This window comes from Microbulbifer mangrovi, assembly GCF_002009015.1.
Taxonomy (GTDB): domain Bacteria; phylum Pseudomonadota; class Gammaproteobacteria; order Pseudomonadales; family Cellvibrionaceae; genus Microbulbifer; species Microbulbifer mangrovi.
Genome location: NZ_LZDE01000104.1, coordinates 1 through 1147, shown reverse-complemented (window position 1 = coordinate 1147; position 1147 = coordinate 1). Strand labels below are relative to the sequence as shown.

The following is a 1147-nucleotide window of genomic DNA, read 5'->3' as shown; positions in this document are numbered from 1 at the left end:
CCGTCGGTGCCGGTCAGGGCCAGCGCATCGCTGTAGCCGCTGGCATCCAGCTGGTCACCCGCGACGTTGGGATTGGTGATGGCATCATAGGTGGAACCGTTGCCAAGCACTCCACTCAGGCCGGTAAATGCCATATCCCCGTATGCAACGGTTGCGCCATCGGCTTCACTGCCGGTCAGAGTGAACGCATCGTCGCCTGCGGTGCCGGTAAGCGTGGCCGCATCGGTATCGATACTGCTGAAGCCGTCGAAGGTGACTCCATTGCTGCTCTGTGCGGAGTCCGCAGCCAGCAGACTCCAGTCGATGCCACTGGCACTCTCAACGCTATTGCCGCTACCACCAGCAGTGACACTAGTGACCCCGGTAAACTGGATCAGACGAGCGGTGATATTGCTATTGGCCAGTGCGAATACGTCATCCCCGGTGCTGCCGGTGAGCGACGTGGTATCTGCGGACGTTAAACCGCTGAAGGTAATGTCATCCGCGGTGACCTCCCGTGTGTTGCCGGTGAGGACCAAGCCTGCGACAAAAGCACTAGCGTCGAGGCTGGCATCATCCGGCGCACTGAAGCCCTCGACCTCGCTGAACAGGATGCCGTCGTGATCAACCGACTTGTCCGCATTCAGGGTAAAGTCCTGACCACCGCGAGATACCACCTGGTCCTCTTGATCAACACCGGCGCCCGCGTTGACGTTGCTCAAACCGGTGAACTCAATGCCGGCGACCTCGAGGGCACCACTGTCCTGCAAGGTATAGGTTTCCGCCGCGGTGCTGCCCTGCAGGTCGGACGCAGCGGCTTCATCAATACCGGTAAAATCCATTGCGCTGGTATTGAAGGCGCCGTCGGATCCCGCCAGGGTAACTTCGGCGATGGCTGTTACACCGTCCGTGCCAGTGCCTGCATCGACATCGCTGATACCACTGAACTGGTGTGTGCCATCAACGGTAACTGCATTGTCAGCAGTAACCTCAAACGCGTGTCCGCTGTTGTGCCCCTTAATCACCCCGGAGCCACCGGTGAAGGTGCTAACACCTGAGATGGTGAGGTCGCTTTCGATTGCGCGATCGTGGGTAACACTGGACAGATTTTCTGCCAGTGCCCAGTCGCCACCGGCAGCACTATTGAAACTATCGGAGCCGCCATTGC

At 59.3% G+C, this 1147-nt stretch carries 1 protein-coding gene; it reads right to left on the bottom strand.

All coding sequences use genetic code 11. The features are described from left to right. A partial coding sequence (locus B4U49_RS18995) for a hypothetical protein (RefSeq protein WP_158078518.1) occupies positions 1-1147 on the bottom strand: 1147 nt, incomplete at both ends.